Annotated in this window: 18 protein-coding genes; 6 read left to right on the top strand and 12 right to left on the bottom strand. The window is 43.1% G+C overall.

The window, feature by feature from the left end; translation table 11 throughout:
* The first annotated feature begins 104 nt into the window (after positions 1 to 104).
* Positions 105 to 572, top strand: coding sequence for a CBS domain-containing protein (locus V5739_RS09135; RefSeq protein ID WP_423817913.1), 468 nt, complete (start codon positions 105 to 107; stop codon positions 570 to 572).
* Here the strand turns inward: V5739_RS09135 and V5739_RS09130 are convergent.
* From V5739_RS09130 to V5739_RS09110, 5 genes are all read right to left on the bottom strand, one after another.
* Positions 569 to 916 (bottom strand): hypothetical protein, encoded by a 348-nt coding sequence (locus tag V5739_RS09130; protein ID WP_423817912.1) that lies wholly within the window; start codon positions 914 to 916, stop codon positions 569 to 571. The genes V5739_RS09135 and V5739_RS09130 overlap by 4 nt on opposite strands.
* A 546-nt stretch (positions 917 to 1462) precedes the next feature.
* Positions 1463 to 1996 (bottom strand): GNAT family N-acetyltransferase, encoded by a 534-nt coding sequence (locus V5739_RS09125; RefSeq protein WP_423817911.1) that lies wholly within the window; start codon positions 1994 to 1996, stop codon positions 1463 to 1465.
* Between the two features lie 211 nt (positions 1997 to 2207).
* Entirely contained in the window at positions 2208 to 2681 is a 474-nt protein-coding gene (locus V5739_RS09120) for a hypothetical protein (RefSeq protein WP_423817910.1), read from the bottom strand.
* Complete coding sequence (locus tag V5739_RS09115) at positions 2678 to 3349, bottom strand: ATP-binding cassette domain-containing protein (RefSeq protein ID WP_423817909.1); 672 nt, start codon at positions 3347 to 3349, stop codon at positions 2678 to 2680. Before V5739_RS09115 ends, V5739_RS09120 begins: the two co-directional genes overlap by 4 nt.
* Positions 3346 to 3627, bottom strand: a complete 282-nt coding sequence (locus tag V5739_RS09110) for a hypothetical protein (RefSeq protein ID WP_423817908.1) — start codon at positions 3625 to 3627, stop codon at positions 3346 to 3348. Before V5739_RS09110 ends, V5739_RS09115 begins: the two co-directional genes overlap by 4 nt.
* Before the next feature lie 205 nt (positions 3628 to 3832).
* Between V5739_RS09110 and V5739_RS09105 the strand changes: the two genes are divergently transcribed.
* Together V5739_RS09105 and V5739_RS09100 are read left to right on the top strand one after the other, a co-directional pair.
* A complete protein-coding gene (locus V5739_RS09105; protein ID WP_266068055.1) occupies positions 3833 to 4165 on the top strand; it encodes a single-stranded DNA-binding protein in 333 nt (110 codons plus the stop codon).
* Between the two features lie 28 nt (positions 4166 to 4193).
* Positions 4194 to 4526, top strand: a complete 333-nt coding sequence (locus V5739_RS09100) for a single-stranded DNA-binding protein (protein ID WP_423817907.1) — start codon at positions 4194 to 4196, stop codon at positions 4524 to 4526.
* 58 nt (positions 4527 to 4584) lie between these two features.
* Here the strand turns inward: V5739_RS09100 and V5739_RS09095 are convergent, their stop codons facing one another.
* Both V5739_RS09095 and metG read right to left on the bottom strand, forming a co-directional pair.
* Positions 4585 to 5487: a histone deacetylase family protein gene (locus V5739_RS09095; RefSeq protein ID WP_423817906.1), complete on the bottom strand. Its 903-nt coding sequence runs from the start codon at positions 5485 to 5487 to the stop codon at positions 4585 to 4587.
* 59 nt (positions 5488 to 5546) lie between these two features.
* Positions 5547 to 7661: a methionine--tRNA ligase gene (gene metG / locus V5739_RS09090; RefSeq protein ID WP_423817905.1), complete on the bottom strand. Its 2115-nt coding sequence runs from the start codon at positions 7659 to 7661 to the stop codon at positions 5547 to 5549.
* Between the two features lie 112 nt (positions 7662 to 7773).
* On the opposite strand from metG, the gene V5739_RS09085 reads away from it, so the two are divergent.
* Together V5739_RS09085 and V5739_RS09080 are read left to right on the top strand one after the other, a co-directional pair.
* Entirely contained in the window at positions 7774 to 8364 is a 591-nt protein-coding gene (locus tag V5739_RS09085) for a hypothetical protein (RefSeq protein ID WP_423817904.1), read from the top strand.
* 101 nt (positions 8365 to 8465) lie between these two features.
* A complete protein-coding gene (locus tag V5739_RS09080; RefSeq protein WP_423817903.1) occupies positions 8466 to 8825 on the top strand; it encodes a YraN family protein in 360 nt (119 codons plus the stop codon).
* On the opposite strand, the gene V5739_RS09075 is transcribed toward V5739_RS09080, so the two are convergent.
* A complete protein-coding gene (locus V5739_RS09075) occupies positions 8822 to 9349 on the bottom strand; it encodes a DUF421 domain-containing protein (protein ID WP_423817902.1) in 528 nt (175 codons plus the stop codon). The two genes, V5739_RS09080 and V5739_RS09075, sit on opposite strands and share 4 nt — an antisense overlap.
* A gap of 10 nt (positions 9350 to 9359) precedes the next feature.
* Entirely contained in the window at positions 9360 to 10619 is a 1260-nt protein-coding gene (locus V5739_RS09070; protein WP_423817901.1) for a DUF389 domain-containing protein, read from the bottom strand.
* A gap of 202 nt (positions 10620 to 10821) precedes the next feature.
* Between V5739_RS09070 and V5739_RS09065 the strand changes: the two genes are divergently transcribed.
* Positions 10822 to 12075 carry a cation:proton antiporter gene (locus V5739_RS09065; protein WP_423817900.1) on the top strand — a complete coding sequence of 418 codons (1254 nt, stop codon included), beginning with the start codon at positions 10822 to 10824 and terminating at the stop codon, positions 12073 to 12075.
* Positions 12076 to 12109: 34 nt separating this feature from the next.
* Here the strand turns inward: V5739_RS09065 and V5739_RS09060 are convergent, their stop codons facing one another.
* The 3 genes from V5739_RS09060 to V5739_RS09050 are packed head-to-tail and all read right to left on the bottom strand — an operon-like array spanning position 12110 to position 17905.
* A complete protein-coding gene (locus tag V5739_RS09060; protein ID WP_423817899.1) occupies positions 12110 to 13672 on the bottom strand; it encodes an NAD(P)/FAD-dependent oxidoreductase in 1563 nt (520 codons plus the stop codon).
* A gap of 42 nt (positions 13673 to 13714) precedes the next feature.
* Positions 13715 to 15103: a DUF5689 domain-containing protein gene (locus V5739_RS09055; RefSeq protein ID WP_423817898.1), complete on the bottom strand. Its 1389-nt coding sequence runs from the start codon at positions 15101 to 15103 to the stop codon at positions 13715 to 13717.
* A gap of 3 nt (positions 15104 to 15106) precedes the next feature.
* A complete protein-coding gene (locus tag V5739_RS09050) occupies positions 15107 to 17905 on the bottom strand; it encodes a carboxypeptidase-like regulatory domain-containing protein (RefSeq protein WP_423817897.1) in 2799 nt (932 codons plus the stop codon).
* Positions 17906 to 17942 lie beyond the last annotated feature (37 nt).

Here is a 17942-nt window from a genome sequence, read left to right as displayed (position 1 = left end):
CAACAACTAAGCTGACTGTCCAAAAATCTTAAAGTATTGCCAACTCCCTTTATATTATTGTAGGAAATTCATATTTTAAGAGCTAACAATCAAATACTTGTGCTATGGGAATAAAGAGTTTTCAAGGAAGAAGGGCCGAGCCCAAAAAAGCTGCAAGTACTCCAATGTGCGTGAAAGATTATATGACGACAGACCTGGTGACCTTCAGAAAACACCAAACTGTTATTGAAGTGATGGAGCAACTAATGCATCATAAAATATCGGGTGCCTGTGTGGTGGATGAGGATTATAATTTGCAGGGAGTGATCTCTGAAGGGGATTGTATAAAACATATCTCAGACAGCAGGTATTATAATCTGCCGATGGATGACAACCTTGTGGAAAAACGAATGACCTGCGACGCTATCACTATAGATGCTGAAATGAATGTGCTCGAAGCAGCAAAAAAATTCATTGAACATAGGTTTCGTCGCTTCCCTATAGTGAGCAACGGCAAACTTGTAGGGCAGTTAAGCCAGAGTGATGTTCTTAGGGCAGCACTTGCCCTGAAAGGACAAAGCTGGGGCTCTTAGATCCTCTTTACAAGTGCATAAAAATCGCCTTCAAGCGGCAGATATCCCTGGTCATAAACGAAATAGTAGGTATTCCCGGTCTTTGTAGTGTATATGCTGGTGAAATAATCGAAATTAAAACCTTTGGCAAGCAGTTTTGATTTGGAGAGTTTAATTTTCCCATCGGGATTTAGCTCTTCAAGAATACGGTAGTTTTTGCGCAACTGGTTATTAACGTTGCGCACCAGGTTCTTGCTGTCTTTGTTGAGATTGTTGTTATATGCATTGCGACAGTAATCGCTGCAGAACTTCTTATCTGTTCTCCCCACAATTTTTTCTCCACATTCAAGACAGCCTTTTTCCATACTTTTAAAAATAGTGATTTTTTGATAAACTTTTATTGATACGTTTTACCCCAGATTCATTAATAGTTTCTAATTGTTGGACTTTCTCACTCAATGAAAAACGCCACAGATGCACTGATATTTTCTCTCTACTCAGACCTGCTTACTCAAACCTTTAATTGTTTATTGATAATTGTTAATTGAAATGAAGGACACGAATTCACGAATCTTTCTTTCCACCCAAACCTGTTTACTCAGGCTTTATCACGCAAAGTCCGCGGAGGTTGCGCAAAGACCGCAAACAATTCCTGTTCCTTGTTAATTGCTTATTGTTAATTGAAAATAAAGGCCACGGATGCACAAATTGTTTCTCTCTACTCATACTTGCTCACCAAACCTGCTCAATCAAACTTGTTTGACTGTTCCTTGTTAATTGCTTATTGTTAATTGAAATGAAGGACACGGATGAAAGGATGGTTTTTTATAGGATTTTATCTGTCAGTCTTTATCACACAAAAACAACAGCGCAAGATCATCCTCAAATCCTCAAATCTAATTACTCAATTCTCAATACTCACTACTCAATTTGGAAAAAACAGTCACACTAATAAACCTGCCGTTCTTTATTTCTGAATCTCTTAAAACACCTTCCTTCTGAAAATGGCATTTTTGGAGGGTATTTTGGCTACTGATGTTTTCAGTTTCCACAAAGGCTTCGATCCTGTGGAGATGTAACTGTTGAAAAGCATATTCCAGCACCACTTCCAGCGCCTCCTGCACATATCCCTTTCCCCAATACTTCGGAAGCAGCCAAAATCCCAGTTCAGCTTTTTTGTGTTCCCTGCTCAGGTTGTTATACCCCATTGCACCGCAGAAGCTATTGTCTTCAGCAGAAATTATCGCCCACCAGATGCCCGTTCGGTTCCTTTCCAGTTCTGCATACCACTCCAGCTGTTCCCATGTAGCTTCAAGACTGCTGTAATTGACTCCATAATACTTTATAACATCTGGATTGGAGAGTCCACTATAGACATTCTCCAGGTCTGCTTCTGTGATCTGACGTAGCTTTAAGCGGGTTGTTTGTAAGTTTGGGAAAGTCATGTTTACAATTAACAGTGATCAATTATCAATAAACAATTAAAAAAGTTTCGGGTTGCCAATAAAGTTACCAGTTTGGAACATTGAACTATACTGGAATTTGGTTTTTGGTGCTTGGTGCTTGGTGCTTGGTGCTTGGTGCTTGGTACTTGGTGCTTGGTGCTTAAAATTCCTCAATACTCAATTCTCAATACTCAATACTAACTACTAAATACTATTTAAGCTTCTCCAGCTCCAGGTTCAGGTCGTACTGCAGGTCTTCGTGCAGCTTCTCCATATTCTTTTTCGCCAGGTCCAGCTGCCGTTCATAAAGGCTTTTCAGGATCTTATTCCGGCGGATGGAAGGTTTGAAGCCATTCATCTTCTGAAGAAAATAGATCAGCAATTCAATTTCGGTTTCCTTTTTCCCCGAATATCGACTGTATTTTTTGACATTTTTGAGGATCTTTCGGATTCCCTTCTTTGTGTAATAAGCATTGCTGCGGTTGATTTCTTCAAATTCTGCATCCATCTCCATTTTCACCTTCTGCTTGTATTCCTCTTCATCCTGAGCGTCAAACAGGAGATAGGTAAGCAGTTCTTTATTCTCCTTTTTAAAACGCGACAGGCGAAGCACAATTTGCAAAAGCTCCTCCCGGTCCTGGTGTTTTAATTCGTCTCTTATTTCTTTTGCCGAAGCAGGTTTCATTGGTTTCTAACTTTTAAATATTCGTGCGTTGCCAGGTCTTCCTCGTTTTCCACCTTGTGCAATTCCCCTTTTTTCAGAATAAAATTATCATCTGCTATCTCCAGCACATCGCGGTAATAATGATCTGTAACCAAAATTCCCTTAGTTGCTCTAAGCGAAAGCAGCAGCTCTTTGATCTTTTCGATATACTGTGGCTCCACCATAGAAAAAGGCTCGTCTAGCAGCAGGAAAGGATGTGGCATGTGAGCCAGCAACAGCAATTCCAGGTACTTTAATTGTCCGGCAGAGAGCTTGCCGACCTTTTTACTTTCAAAAGCAGCGACTCCCGGCGAGTAAAATATCCTGTCCTGCGCTTCGCCTTCAGGAAAAATAAGGGGAATCACATCGCGCACCTTCAGCTCTTTGGGAAGAAAACTGTCCTGAGGCAAATAGCCTGTCATTTTCTTCGGAATTACTTCGGAAGTTTTCACCTTCACCCCATCAAGCGTTAAACTTACAGCATCTACACTTATAATTCCCATTACCGCCTTAAGCAAAGTAGATTTACCTGAACCATTCCTGCCAAAAAGGCCAATAATCTCTCCCGTTTTACAGCTGAATGCAATATCACACAGAAGCTGATTTTTTCCGAAGCTATGACTCAGCTTACTTACTTCGAGCTGTTTCATAGAAAAAGGAAGAGTATGATTAGAAGCGGAGTCACAAAAATGAGATTGCAGATCCACACCTTCTTCAGAAGGAATCTTTTGGAAAATCCGAGGTTGTAGTACAGGTAATATTCATTTTTTCTGAAGGTTTCGTAACCAAGATAGCCAATAAGCATTCCGAAGCTAAGAAAAATGAGCGTACCGCTTACCGCTCCAAAATAAATTCCCGAGATCACAGAGAAAATGAGGTTGAAAAAATTGAAATCCCGGTAATATTTCCAGAAGGCTCTTTGATTCATTCTTGGTTGGTCTCAAATGGTTGGTAACACAACAGTTTTGTAATAATACAAAAATTTACGGCGCAAAAATTATACGTTTACAAACACTTACAAGCGGATGTAAACGAAAACAAATCAGTATCAACCGAATAACATTTGAGACCGGTAGTAGGTTTGTCTCGTTGAAATGAACAAATGAATTTCAGCTAAAACAAATTTTGACATCATGAACACACTAAGAAACAAAGTACAGCTTATTGGACACGTAGGGAACGCACCAGAGATCGTAAACATGGAATCGGGTAAGAAGCTTGCCAAATTCTCTATCGCCACCAATGAAACCTATAAGAACAACAAAGGCGAAAAAGTGACCGATACGCAATGGCACAACGTAGTTGCCTGGGGCAAAACTGCCGATCTTATTGAAAACTACGTGCCTAAAGGGAAAGAAATAGGTGTGGAAGGCAAACTTACCAGCCGCAGCTATGAAGATAAAGACGGCATAAAAAGATATGTAACAGAAGTGGTTTGCAATGAGGTACTGCTTCTCGGAAAATAAGGATCTAATAACGATAATTCATACAATTATGAACACGCTAAAAAACAACGTACAGCTGTCGGGCAACGTGGGCAAGGCGCCCGAGATCATCACCTTAAGTACCGGTCGAAAACTGGCAAAATTCTCCCTTGCCACACGAGAGACCTACACCAATCATAAAGGAGAAAAAGTGACCGATACCCAATGGCATAATATCGTCGCGTGGGGCAAAATGGCCGAGATGGTGGAGCAGCAGGTTCTTAAAGGCAGGGAAATTGAGCTCGAAGGAAAACTGAACAGCCGAAGCTATGAAGACAAGAACGGCATCAAAAAATATGTAACCGAAGTTGTATGCAGAGAATTGATCCTGCCGGAAAAATAGGTGTCAAAAATGCCATTTTTGAGTAACAAGCGCAGGAACTCCCTGCGCTTGTTATTTTTTAGAAGTAGATCTCCTGTGCCTGCCGGAAAGTGTTGGCGTGTGCCTCCACAATATTTTTAATATGAGGAGAGTAGCCGCCGCCCATGCTCACTTCTACCGGAATTTTCAGGTCATGGCAGGTTTGCAGTACAAATCGGTCTCTTTCCTTACAACCAGCCTGGGTGCAGCCCAGCTTCCCAAGTTTATCTGTAGCCAGGATGTCCACTCCGCTTAAATAGAAGATGAAATCGGGATTTTGTTCTTCGATAAGTCGGGGCAGGGTTTCTTTCAGGATCTTTAGATATTCTTCATCGCTGGTATTGTTCTCCAGCTCAATATCAAGATCAGATTTTTCCTTTTTAAAGGGGTAATTGTTTTTTCCGTGCATAGAGAAAGTAAAGACCGAAGGATCATCCTGGAAGATTTCTGCCGTTCCATTTCCCTGGTGTACATCTAAATCGACGATAAGGATCTTCTCTGCTAGATTTTCCTTTTGCAGCCATTTTGCCGCCACCGCCTGATCGTTAAACATACAGAATCCTTCCCCTTGATTTGAGTAGGCATGATGAGTGCCACCGGCAATGTTCATTGCAATGCCATGTTGCAGAGCGTATTCTGCCGCCTTAATAGTGCCTGAGGTAATTAGAAATTCCCGTTCCACCAGCTTTTTAGACAGAGGTAAGCCAATGCTCCTGGCTTCGCGGTAGCTTAGCGTCTGATTCTTTAGCGCCTCTACATAATTCTTATCGTGAACAGCAAGAATATCAGATTCGTTGGGGAATACAGGTTCAAAAAAGTTTTCCAGGGTGCAGGTGCCTTCGTGAAGTAATTGCTGTGGCACCAGTTCATATTTTTCCATCGGGAAACGGTGGCCTTTGGGCAAAGGCAAAACGTAAATTGGATGGAAAGCGATTTTGAGCATGTGATCAAAATTAGACCTCACAGGTTTTAAAAACCTGTGAGGTCTTCAAATTATTCATATCAGGAAATCACCGTACCCTCTTTCACTCCCTCTTCATCGGGATTCACGAATACGAGCTTTCCTTCTTTGTTCTGGGTCATTAAGATCATACCTTCACTTTCCACCCCGCGCAGTTTACGCGGTGCAAGGTTCACCAGCACAGTTACTTTCTTCCCAACAATATCTTCAGGTTTGAAGCTTTCAGCAATACCCGAAACTATAGTTCGAACATCTAAACCTGTATCTACCTTCAGCACTAAAAGCTTGTTGGCTTTTGGCATCTTTTCGGCTTCGACTATTGTTCCCACCCGCAGGTCCATTTTTGAAAAGTCTTCAAAAGTGGCAATTTCCTTCTGGGGTTCGGCTTTTTTGTTTTCGGCTTTGTTTGCTGCCTTTGTTGCTTCCAGTTTATCCAATTGCTTCTGAATTTGTTCGTCTTCTATTTTTGAAAAAAGTAATTCGGCTTTTCCAATTGCATGTCCGGGTTCTAAAAGCTCTTTTCCGGCGCTAATCTTTTCCCATTCGCTTTCCTCCTGTTCTTCCCCAAAAACAACTCCGCTGGTGTTGATCACTGCTTCCGAAGTAGAACGGCTGTAATCTAATATGTTCTTCAGCTTTTGTGAACTGAATGGCAGGAAGGGTTCACTAAGACTGGCCAGTGCCGAGGCTATCTGCAACGCCACATACATAATGGTTTTCACCCTTTCTTCGTCGGTCTTGATAAGCTTCCATGGCTCTTCATCGGCCAGGTATTTATTTCCGAGGCGGGCTACGTTCATGAGTTCGCCCTGGGCTTCCCTAAACCTGTATCGTTCAATAGAACTGGCAATTACTGCAGGATAAGCTTTCAATTCGGCTAAAGTTTGTTCGTCAACTTCAGAAAATGCTCCGGGTTTAGGAACTATTCCTTCGTAATATTTGTTGGTGAGCACTACCACCCGGTTGATAAAGTTTCCAAAAATGGCAACCAGTTCGTTGTTATTTCTTGCCTGAAAATCTTTCCAGGTAAAATCGTTGTCTTTAGTTTCCGGTGCGTTTGCGGTTAAGGCATACCTCAACACGTCCTGCTGACCCGGAAATTCTTCAAGATACTCATGCAACCACACCGCCCAGTTCTTTGAAGTGGAAAGCTTGTTGCCTTCCAGGTTCAAAAATTCATTTGCAGGTACATTTTCCGGAAGAATATAACTGCCTTCAGCCTTAAGCATGGCCGGGAAAATAACGCAATGGAATACGATATTGTCTTTCCCTATAAAATGTACCAGCTTGGTGTCTTCATCTTTCCAGAACAGTTCCCAATCTCTGCCGGTTTTCTCTGCCCACTCTTTAGTAGACGAAATATAGCCTATAGGCGCATCAAACCATACGTACAGCACCTTGCCTTCGCCACCTTCTACGGGCACAGGAATTCCCCAGTCAAGATCTCGGGTCACCGCACGTGGTCGCAGCCCGTCGTCTATCCAGGATTTTACCTGTCCGTATACGTTCGGTTTCCAGTCTTTTTTATGCCCTTCAAGGATCCATTCCTTAAGCCAGCTTTCGTATTGATCTAGCGGCAAAAACCAATGCCTGGTTTCCTTCAACACCGGAGTGGATCCGGTAATAGCCGACTTTGGGTTGATAAGATCTGTAGCGTTATGGCTGGTTCCACATTTTTCACACTGGTCGCCATAACTCTCTTCAAAACCACATTTTGGGCAGGTACCCACCACAAACCTATCGGCCAAAAATTGTTCAGCTTCAGGGTCGTAGAGTTGCTGCGTGGTTTCTTCAGTAAACTTTCCGGTATCGTACAGCTTTTTAAAGAATTCCGAAGCTGTTTTATGATGAACTTTAGCCGAAGTTCTGGAATAATTATCAAAAGAAATTCCGAAGTCTTCAAAGCTCCTTTTAATTATTTTATGGTATTTATCTACCACATCCTGTGGAGTAATACCTTCTTTTTTTGCTTTTATGGTAATAGGCACCCCGTGTTCATCACTCCCGCACACAAAGGCCACCTCGCGCCCCTGCATTCTCATGAAGCGTGCGTATATATCGGCAGGTACATAAACGCCTGCCAAATGTCCAATATGTATAGGCCCGTTAGTATACGGCAGGGCAGCCGTAATCGTATATCTTTTTGGTAATTCCATTCTCAAAATTAAAGGCTGTAAAGTTAAGCAAGTGCAGGGGATTACACGTTAAATTTTAGTAAAAGGCAACGCAGGTACGACAAATGTTCTGCATTTTCGTAAAAAATTAGAAATGAGAAAATTACTGGTCCTGGGCCTTATCATATTTTTGTCGGGTTGTAAAAGCCGAAAACTCACTGCCGATTCTTCGGAAAAATTCAAGCTGGAGAATTTAGCTGAAGTCATAAAGAAAAATAATTTAGAGACCATCTATCCAAGAGCAGAAATTTCTGAAGGAGTTGACTTTTTTGAAGAGGGAACCGTTGAACGGGCTTACAGTATTTTATATCCCGATACAGATGATGAGTTGCTTATCATCTGGAAAGATAAGACTCAAAATCAACCTCATCAAGTCTATGTATCCAAACCAGGGCGTTGGCAAACCCGGGAAGGGATCACAGTAGGAACGAGCTATGAAGATTTGGTGAAGATCAATGATGGCTCTATAGATTTCTACGGATTTGGCTGGGATTACAGCGGCGCGGTGGACTGGAAAGACGGAAAAATGAAAGATTCTAATGTAAGGGTATTCCTTGCCCCGGTATCTGCCCCTCCTAACAGTTTTTACGGAGATCACATTATTGAAGCCGATCCCCAGGACATCCTGAATTTAGATCTAAAAGTTAGAGCCATAATATATCAGGATATGGAGGAAAGGTCCTAGAAAGCAGAAAATAATTTCAGCAAAGAACTAAGGGACGGGGTGTCAAAAATGGCAAAATTCAGGTGAATTTTTTAACGACCAATCTTTGAGATCATAACAGCATGGCGCAACACAACGAACTGGGAAAACGTGGGGAGGAGATGGCAGCAGCTCATCTTCTGGCGAAGGGATATGAGCTGGTTGCACGAAACTTCACCTATCAAAAGGCCGAAGTTGACATTATCGCCCGCAAGGGCAATATTCTCGCAGTAGTGGAAGTTAAGACCCGCAGCACGCCCGATTTTGGGGATCCGCAGGATTTTGTGAAGAAAAAACAGATCAATCAGCTGGTTAAGGCCATAGACTATTTTGTCAATGAGCACAACCTGTATGTAGAAGTGCGGTTTGATATCATTGCAATAATCAAAAATAAAGCTGGTACACGGCTGGAGCATATTGAGGATGCTTTTTTACATTTTTAATTATCATCCATGAATTCTTTATAAGTAGCCCCGTCACTATCTGTTAGTTTCCCGATAATGGAAAAAGTCGCATCATTTTCCAGAATGATAAGTTCAATTTCTTCAAAATTTCCATAGCCTTTTTTCCGGGCCTCTCCAATTAGCTCACTCTTTTCAACTCTTTGTTTTTTCATGGCTTTCCTCATAAATTCCCCACGGTAATACAACAGTACAGGTCTGGAAGTAAAAATTTTTCTGAAGGATTTGAATTTCATTTGTAACCATGAAAAAAGAAACTGAAGAAATGCCAATAAGATGAAAGCCGTAACAGCTTCAGAAATGGAAACATCCTTTGCAGTTAATAATCGGCCAAAAACGGCACCAATGGCAACTGTGACAACAAAATCGAAAGCGGTGAGGCTGGCGAGGGTTCTTTTTCCGGAGATATTGAGGATCACTACCAGGGCAATGTAGCAGAGAACGCCCACAACCAGGATACGCAGGATCGCTTCCCAGCCGTTCCAAAGAAAAGTTATATCGTCCATTGACCTCGATTTACTGTTCTACAATGCTTATTTCATAAACCTCATACAGGTTTTCAATATCATAGTTCATGTTTTGCTTCAAATGTTCAATGACCCTGGCTCTCACTTCCTCCTTTTGCATGCTAGTGTCCCTAAGCATTATAGTTGCGGCAAACCTGGCAACGGGAGTATTCTCGTATTGTTCGTTTGTAAAAGTTACATCTTTGTTGAGCACCAGAATGTATGGTATTTTTTGAAGTTCAGAATTAAGGACCTCATTTAGTTCTGTATTCATACTGGCCTTCCGGAGAAATGGCGGCTGACTAAATTGCCAGAACATCATAGCAGCCAGGCCAACAATCACGATCCCTGTTGTTATGAGACCCATAACTTTACTCCCTTTAAGGAATCTTACTCCCCTGGGACTCACCTTTCCGTAGAAATAAAAGACTAAAGTAGCTGCAATATGAATTCCAAGTAATTGCAATAAGATCCTGAACAGGCTGCTTAAAACCACCTGCCAGTCCATCATATAGATTCCGGCGCCCACCAATCCTACCGGCGGCGCAAGAGAAGCCGCAACCAGAATTCCTACAGCAGCGCCCGAAACAAGACTATCCCGCTCACTTTGGCAAATATTTACTGCTCCCGCAAATCCCGAAACCAATGGCAGCAGTATCGCGAATTTCGAAACCTGGCTTATCTGCTCCATTAGCGGAGTGAGGGTTTTTAGCGGAAAAAAAAGCGTCATGATAAAACTGGCCACAATTCCGGTAAGAATAGCCATACCATATCTTCCAAGACTGCTCTTCAATAGGCTCATCTTACCCGCAGCTGTTGCCAGGGCGGCATTCATTGCGGGTCCTGCAAAAGGCGCAACCAGCATGGCTGCAACAAGAAGATAACTTGTACTGGTAAAAAGTCCTATCCATACAATGATACCGGCTACCAGGGAATAACCAATAAGTCCAAAAATAGATCCTACACTTTGTATCCCTCCAAGATAGATCTCCAGGGAGGATTTTGGTTTTACATCGGCAACCTGTTCTGGCGCTTCTGAAGCTGGAGGATACAAAGTGATCACCCCCCGTGGAATGAGACTTACCTCCGGTTCCTCATATTGGTCTATACGTTTAAGGAAATCATTTACTTTTTTATTTGGCAGGTAAGTGATGAAAACATCGTGCTCCTCATTCGGTAAGAAAATGGTATTCTTGCCATTGAATTCCTCAACCGTTTTTAGAATCTCTTTTTTATGCCCCTTCGGAAGTTTGAGCGTGAGTTGCCGCATTGGATGTCATTTGGTTTGAGATCATTACTCCAGGTTCTACTTAATATACAAGATAAAAGAAAGGAATAAGAAGTACCATTGGTTTAAGGGAACTTTAAGCCTTTTGGGTGCTTAGCAAGACCGTTAATGAAAGACTTTTAAAAGTTTCTTAAGAAAATAAGAGCAGGAGCTACTTAACTTTAAGAAATCCAAAATTGTTTTAATGGATCTAATGCTCATTATTTTCTTTATAAGTATTCTCGTAATCTTATCGGGAGCCTTTTATAAAAAGATCCAGAATATTTCAGTTACTGAACCATTTCTTGCCCTGGTTTTAGGAGTGGTGATAGGGCCCGATGTTCTGAACCTTATAAAGTCTGCAGCTCCCGAAACCGAATTTAAAATCCTGGAAATTGCCTGCCAGTTCACCATTGCCATGGCATTAATGGCAACAGCTTTAAGGCTACCACAACACATTTTCAGAAAAAATGCCGCCTCACTTTCTAACCTCGTTATCTTCGGAATGATATTCATGTGGGGTTTGAGCAGTGGAATTGTCTACCTTCTCCTTCCGGAATTTTCTATTTATGAATGTCTTTTGATTGGTGCCATTGTCACTCCCACAGATCCTGTTGTTGCGTCTACCCTGGTTACCGGGGAGAAAGCCGAAAAATATTTACCCGAAAAGATCAGGAATACGCTTTCTTTTGAGGCGGGTGTAAATGATGGATTCGCTTATCCCATTGTGTTTTTAGCCCTGTATCTTTTAGCTGCAGAGGGTGGTGGGGATATTGGCCAATGGTTTACGAAAGTCCTGCTCTATGAAAATATTCTCTGCGCGGTTCTCGCCTACGGAGTTGGATTTGGATGCGGTTTTTTAATGAAGAAAGCACATGAGTCTGGATTTCTGAACACGAAAACTCTCCTGTCTTTTTCTATTGGGGTGGCACTACTTCTCCTTGGAGGATTCCACCTCTTAAAAATGAACCCGATCATAGCTGTATTTGTAGGCGGCTTCGCATTTGCAAAAGATATTACTGCAAACGAAGATATTAAAGAAGAGAGAATTCAGGAGACTATGGAAAGGATCACCACCGTTCCCGTATTTTTTATCCTGGGGCTCATGCTGCCCTGGCAGGAATGGTATGCCCTGGGCTGGACCTTGGTGTTGATCGTTATTCTCATTCTCCTTTTTAGGCGTCTCCCGGCGCTGCTCATTTTGATGCCCTTCATGCCTCAGTTCCGGAAGAAAATTTACACCGTTCTCATCATGGGCTGGTTTGGGCCTATAGGCGTCGCAGCCCTTTACTATGCCGTGCTTACTAAAGACAAAGCTAATTTTGAGGAAGTCTGGATCATTCCCAGCCTGGTTGTTGTAGCTTCTACAGTCGTACACGGATTAACCAGTGTGCCCCTTGAAAAAATTGTACCACAATACTTCGGAAGGAACAAACGAAAGGGAAAACCTCGAAAATAGAACCTGAAAGCGGAGGAGAACCATTGAATATTGTTTATTGTTTATTGTTTATTGCCAAAACCGCTTTTTCAGCACATTTTTCTCCATCAACAGCGGCCGAAACAATTCCACCGGCATAGCCTGCACCTTCACCACAGGGATAAAGCCCTTTTATTTGCACATGTTCAAGAGTTGCAGGATCACGTGGAATACGCACGGGAGAGGAAGTTCGGGACTCGGTAGCATGCACTACAGCTTCATTGGTAAAGTAGCCTTTCATGCTTTTGCCAAATTCCACAAATCCCTTCTGAAGGCTTTTATGAACAAAATCTGGCAGCACTTCTCCTAAGTCTACTGAAGTAATTCCGGGTTTATAGGAGGTCTGCGGAAGATTTCCGGAGGTTTTGCCTTTACTAAAGTCCACCAGCCTTTGTGCAGGGGCGGTTTGAGTTTTTCCGCCGGCGAGCCAGGCTTTTTTCTCCACTTCCTGCTGAAATTTGAGAGCTGCCAATGGTGAATCTCCAAAAATGGCAAAATCTGAAGGTCTTATTTCCACCACAATTCCCGAGTTTGCAGTAGCCTGATCTCTCTTACTGGGAGACCAGCCATTGGTCACGATCTCTCCCGGGGAGGTGGCACAGGGTGCAATGATCCCGCCGGGGCACATACAAAAGGAATAAACTCCCCGGCCTTCAACCTGTTTTACGATGCTGTAGGCAGAAGGAGGCAAAAATTTTCCCCGATACGCTGTGTGGTACTGGATTTGGTCAATAAGGTTTTGAGGATGCTCCACCCTTACTCCCAGGGCAAAAGGTTTTGCTTCTATATAGATCTTTTTGTTGTACAGTAGCGTAAAAATATCCCTGGCAGAATGTCCCGTCGCTAAAATGACCTTTTCCGCAGCTATTTTTCTTCCGTCAAGCAACTGCACACCGGCGATTTCATCATTTTTTACCTCAAAATCTACTACCCTCGCGTTAAAAAGTACTTCTCCCCCATGTTCAATAATCGTTCGGGTGATATTTTCAATAATAGCAGGCAACTTGTTTGTACCAATGTGAGGGTGCGCCTCCACCATAATTTCGCGGGTGGCACCAAAGGCAACAAAAAGTTCCAGGATCCTGTTAACGTCCCCACGTTTTTTGCTTCGGGTGTAGAGTTTCCCGTCAGAGTAAGTTCCGGCGCCTCCTTCTCCAAAACAGTAATTGGAATCTTCGTTTACTATATGCTCAATATTCAGCTTTTTGAGGTCCCGGCGGCGGGCGCGAACATCTTTTCCTCTTTCAATAACAATAGGTTTCTTACCCAATTCAATGCAACGAAGGGCAGCAAATAATCCGGCAGGCCCGGCTCCCACAATGATCACAGGTTGGGCAGCCGAAACATCTTTATATTCAGGTTTATTGATCTTCTCTGCTTCAAAGTCTTCCTGCAGGTAAAGCTGCACCCTTAAATTAACTTTGATCTTCTTTTGCCTGGCATCGATGCTTCTCTTTAAGATCTCTACATGTCTTATTTCAGAAAAAGGAATTCCCTTTTCCCGTGAGAGATGATGTTTTAACGCTTCGGTATTTGCGGCAGTTTCAGGAGAAACCTGAAGATTTATTTCTTGTTGCACCCGTATTTATTTTGACGCAAATATAAGTTTTCTCATCAGGTATTAATCAGCAGTAATAAGAACATCGTCAAGCTCATAGATGCCGTTGTAATACGAATGGTCACTACCGGTATACCTAAAGGCGATAAAACCTTTACCTGTTACGCACGAAAGGTCAACCAGGCCCGAAGAGATCCAATCGCCAAAGAAATCGTTATTTGCTGCTATGTTTGCGGCCGAAAGGATCTTCCATTCCGCTTTTAAAAGATTTTCTTCGGAACCATCCCAGTCGGTTGAAATAAGTACTTCCATAAAACTGCCGTTTGCCATGCTTGTAGATGTTTTAAAGCTGAGTACTTCTGCCGAATTGGAGTCAAAATTGATCTTTGGTGTAATAAGCCAGCTAAGGCTGCGGGCATCACCCGAACCTGCCGGTCTCATCCTCGCCGATCGGCCCAGGGAAGCGTTTGCCCCCGTGGCAGTAAAAGCCTCCCATGGGCGGGAACCCTCCTGGATGATGTTCTTCCAGCCTTTCCCATCAATGGGTTTATTGTTCTTCTGTAAACTGAAATCATCTTCAAAGAGGATTTTGCTTCCGTTTGATGTAGCCAGGCCGCAATCATAAGTTTCAAGATCACAGCGTGGGTTATTGCTGAAGCTTATATCTCCCGGAAGGTTCATATAAATGGTATAAATTTCATCATAGAAATCTCTGGTCAAAATTCCCTGCACGCTCCCCGAACCGGCGGGCAGCTTTAGAGCAGCAAAATCGGCATAGGTACTGGTGCTAACGATAAAGGGGAAATCTCCTGTGCAGCTCTCTACCAGCCTTTCACCGTCAAACTCATCATTTTCTTCTGCTGCATAAGTTGCAGGGTTTTGAGGGTTGACCAGCAGTTTATTGAACTGCACATTCTCAATTTGCACGTACAGGTTCTCCAGTACATCACCAAATTCTGAAGCTTTTATGAGCTTCGGGGTGATTTGGGACACCTCTGCACTTCTGCTTATGTGAAAAGCAACCTGCGATTCAGGAATATTTACGATCTGGTTTCCGTCGGCCACGCCAAGCGTTGCTACGCCATTCACCTGCCCCACACTAAGGCCGTTAAGGTGAATGTACACTTTTCTTCCGAAGTTATAGAACTGGTAGTAGGAGTTCATGTTCAGTTTAATATTTAACCCTGCTTTGGGCTGCTCCGGTTTGTCCTGCACCACCATTTCTTTATAAAAATTACCGGCTTCATCGCTGGAAACCACATAAGCCTCCAGCACGAGATCTTTATCAAAGCTCAAAACCCTTTCCTGATCTTGCATAAACATTCCCACCACCACCTGTAGATCAATGTTGGTTTCTACAGGAGTAACCTTCACGGCAGGTGCAGTAAAATCATCTTCAGGAGCACAGGAAACAATAATCAACAGGCTCAAAAATGGCAAAATTCTCTTCATTTTTTAGAATCTTAAATAAACGTGAGCGTAATAAGTAGTGCCGGGGCCAAACCAGTATTTAGATCCAAAAAGGGGTTTATCCCTCTCCATATCGGCTTTAAGCAGCGTGTAATTGACGTTGCGCGATTGCTCGTAGCCTCCTGTTTTGTAGGTAGCATCCAGTATGTTGTTGAGGCTGGCAAAAATGCCCAAAAACCTGTTCTTAATCCTCCACGATTTGCCGCCCACCACATTGACCAGCATGTAGCTTTCAAATTCTTCCTGCTGCAGCAGGTCTTGTGCGATCGTCTTATCAAAGTTTAAGAGCGGCAAGCCATCAAGGTCGGTTTCAAAATTTTTGGTCCGCGGAAGAGGGGCAACATCTATAAAGGATTTAGAAAAGAAGTTGGCAGAAGCTGAAATCCACCAATACGCAGGATCCCGGTATTCAAACCCGGCCTGTACAGCTCGCTGCGGACCACCCGGAAGCCTGTATCCTTCCAGGAAAGTCTGCCCCATGTGGCGGACTTCAGTAAAATCATCTGAAGTGAGGTAGATATTAGGGTTACTTTGGTAGATATATTCACCAATCGAGCCTGCAGAGCGTATTTTTAGGGTAGTAGTAACCGGAATTTCAAAGCCAAACTCCAAGCCCACATGACGTTTATCTATGCCGGTCATAATTTCCTGAACAAAGGCATTGGTAACATCCCTTCCTGAATTCGAAAGACCATCGGCATAATAAAATGAAACTTCGGTAGCATCTTCAAAAAGGCCATAAAAGCCGGTGATCTTTCCGGTAATAAAGGGGGTACGGATTTGGTAACCTGCATCGGCAGTCATAATTTTTTCACTTGTGAGCCCAAGAACCACATCATTGTTTTGCCGCGCATTTGAGAAACTATTTCGCAACGCGGGTGGTTTGGTAAACCCAGAAAGATTAATACTGAAGTAATTCCTGCCATTTAATTTATAGGTGAACCCGCCCTTAGCACCGTAACTTCCAAAGTTGATTTTTTCGCTTTCTCCCAGGGAATTGTCGGGGAAATTGCCATTCTGAAAGTGGCCGCTTCGCCGGTAAGCCGTAGCCGAAGTTTCGACAGCCAGGTAAGCCTCTATTTTCTGAAGGTTAAATTCCGCCTGAAGGAATCCGCCGCCTTTCGTGGCATCAAAGCTGTAATGGTACTTAAAAATGTCATTTTCGGAGACTAATTTATTCGGATTCTTGAGGTCATTCTGCGCCTTTGATCCTGTTGAAAAGGCATCGACATCCAAAAAAGAGGCTGCACCAAAGAGATCAAGTACCGAAGCAAAATTTTTACTTTCAAGCTGCCTGAAGTCTACACCTCCCGTGATTGCAAGTTGAGAAGAGACCACATACCTGAAATTTGAGGCTGCAGAAATTTGCCGGTCATCGACCCTGTCTTCATAAAGGGCATAAACCGCATTACCGCCAGCTACTGTAGCCGATCCATTTGCAAGATAGAATTCATCCCAATTAATTTGCCCAAAGCTCCGGAATTCCTGCTCTGCCAGGTAAGCTTCCCTAAAATTTGGTGCATCTGCGAATCTTAGAAAGTAGGATGGCAGCTTTTGATAATAGGCAGGATCGGGATTACTGCCCCCTCCCAGAAAGATATCTTCGGTACCCTCACGGTATAACCGGCTACCGCCATATTCAATCCTGCTGTTCCCAATCTTCCCAAACTGGTATGCGACACCGGTATTTATTTCAAGCACTTTATTCACAGTCCAGGAATGGTTGAGCATAAATACAGGTTCCTCTACAACCTGCACCCGGGAATTCCTGATCTCTCCATCCTGCCATCCCCAATATGCATTGTAGCTGTTCCCTTTCAGCTCAAAAACTTCCTGAGTGTTGGGCGAATTTCGGCCGCGTTTATTTGGGGTGTAGAATCCGGTGAAATTCAGGCTATGCGAATCATTGATTTTCTTTTCTACGGAAGCAAAAAATGAGTTGGCGTCATAGATAGTCCCTTCAACAAAACTTTCTTCAGCAAAACGTCTTGCCACAGAAAAAGAATACGCCCAGCCTGAAGCCAATAAACCACTATGGTAGCTGCCCATAGCCCTCCCGGAATACGACCTGTTAGCCACGGCATAAGATAATTTGCCGCCGTGGGTATATTGAGAAGCCTTCATGATGATATTCGTGGTACCAGCCGGCCCTCCAAATGAGACCGAAGAAGGGGTGGTGCCGTTAGAGAATTCCTGGTTGCGTTGCACATCATTTAATCCGCCCCAATTGCTCCACAACGGCCTTCCGGAGAAGATTTTATTCATTTCTATACCGTTGATGAGTACTTTTCCATATTCACTGTCGTAACCGCGAGGCCGAAAAAAGGTGGGGCTAAAATCAAAAGCAGCTGCATTTAGAAAAACATCTTTAGAAGCCTGCAAGAGCCCCGAAATATTGGACACACTTTGTTCTTCATCTAATTCGTGGTCACCAAGAGATATGATTTCGGTTTGCCGCTGCATTTCGGGCAGGTTGGGAACTAAAGGAATCTGGCCGAGGTTTATATCTTCAGAAGTAATTTTAAGCGGAAAATGTTTGCTGAAAAAGCCATTTTTGGAGAGTGTAAGAATTTGTTCTCCCTGCGGAAGTCCTTCAGAAAAAACAAAAACACCTTCAATATCTGAAGTTTTCTCCACGACAGCATTGGAAATAGTAACAGAAACGCCACTAAGAGGCTCTCCCGAAACCTGATCGATCACAACACCGCTAACCTGCTGCCCAAAAGCAGCTGCAGACAGAAACAGGAAAGAAAACAGGATCCTCCCAAAAGAAAATATTTTCATAAAACATTACAGGGGAGGCATTTATGGAGCAATAATA

The organism is Salinimicrobium sp. TIG7-5_MAKvit (assembly GCF_049569215.1).
Taxonomy (GTDB): Bacteria; Bacteroidota; Bacteroidia; order Flavobacteriales; family Flavobacteriaceae; genus Salinimicrobium; species Salinimicrobium profundisediminis.
The sequence above is the reverse complement of the archived record's forward strand: the minus strand, read 5'-3'. Positions and strand labels throughout refer to the sequence as shown.